The sequence below is a fragment of the Lysobacter sp. GX 14042 genome (assembly GCF_021390425.1).
GTDB lineage: Bacteria > Pseudomonadota > Gammaproteobacteria > Xanthomonadales > Xanthomonadaceae > Novilysobacter.
In genome coordinates this window covers 1-1,220 of record NZ_JAJUWY010000023.1, presented here as the reverse complement: position 1 = coordinate 1,220, position 1,220 = coordinate 1, and the positions used below count along the sequence as shown (strand labels likewise).

1 protein-coding gene is annotated in these 1,220 nt (G+C 63.0%); it reads right to left on the bottom strand.

What is annotated here, in order from left to right; translation table 11 throughout:
* Nucleotides 1-5: 5 nt before the first annotated feature.
* Nucleotides 6-1,159 (bottom strand): IS3 family transposase gene (locus tag LY625_RS13325; RefSeq protein ID WP_233740798.1). Its coding sequence is split into 2 segments (ribosomal slippage): nt 6-910 and nt 910-1,159, totalling 1,155 coding nucleotides; the frame shifts between segments, so codons are not numbered across the junction.
* Between the last annotated feature and the right edge of the window lie 61 nt (nt 1,160-1,220).

The following is a 1,220-nucleotide window of genomic DNA, read 5'->3' as shown; positions in this document are numbered from 1 at the left end:
GGGTTCTACCCCGTCTGCACGGACGGTTTGAAAACGGCTGAGAACTTCTGATCCTGCTTGGCGACTCTACGTCGCATCCTGGGATTGTGGAACCGCTCGATGTAGTCGAACAGGTCTGCGCGGGCTTCGTCGCGGGTCCGGTACTGTCGATGGGCGACGCGTTCGCGCTTGAGCACTCCAAAGAACCCCTCGCAGGCGGCGTTGTCACCGCAATGACCCACCGCGCTCATGCTGCTGACCAGTGCGTTTCCGCTGAGGAATCGCTGATAGTCGCCGCTGACGAATTGGCAACCGCGGTCCGAATGCAGCACTACAGGTGCATCGCCTTGCCGCTGCCAAACCGCCATCTCCACGGCCCGGATCACCATGTGTCGATCCTGCCGGTGATGCATCGCCCAGCCGACGACCAGCTTGCTGTGCAGGTCGATCACCACACACAGGAACAGCTTGCCTTCTAACGTGGCGATCTCGGTGATGTCCGTCACCCACTTGCTCTCGGGCTCTGCGGCCGTGAAGTCCCGCTCCAGCATGTTTCGCACGCCAACCGGGCGCGACTCCGGCCGCCCATAGCGGCACTTCCTGCGGCGTGGCCAACCTTGCAGGCCATTGGCCGCCATCAGCCGTGCCACGCGGTTCAAGCTCACTGATTCCCCCTCATGGGCCAGATCCTCGTGCATGCGCGGGGCGCCGATCACCCCGCCACTGTCCTCGTGGATTTCCCGAATGCGCGACAGCAAGCGCGCGTTCTCGGAAGCACGAGGGCTTGGTAGATCGGCTTCCCACGCGTAATAACCGCTGGGCGACACTTGCAGGCAGCGACACATCAACCTGACCGGGTACTCATTGCGGCAGCGCCGGATCACCTCGTACCGTTCGGTGATCCCTTGGCGAAGTACGCTGCCGCGTCTCTTAAAAAATCCCGCTCCCGAGTCACCCGCGCCAGGTCGCGCTTGAGACGGGCGAGCTCCTCATCACGAGGGCTGCCGGTGCCTGAGAATGCTTTGCCTCCGCCGGAATCCGCCTCGCGAACCCAGCGCGTGAGCATGTTCGGGTTGATGCCGATCTCCAGGGCCACCTGCCGGCAACTGGTGCGCGATCGACGGACCAGATCGACCGCCTCGCGCTTGTACTCGGGGCTGTATCTCTTTCGCTTGGACATGGACACTCCTTGCGCCCAGTATGGGCCTTCTCGAATGTGTCCGTGCTATCGGGGTAGAACC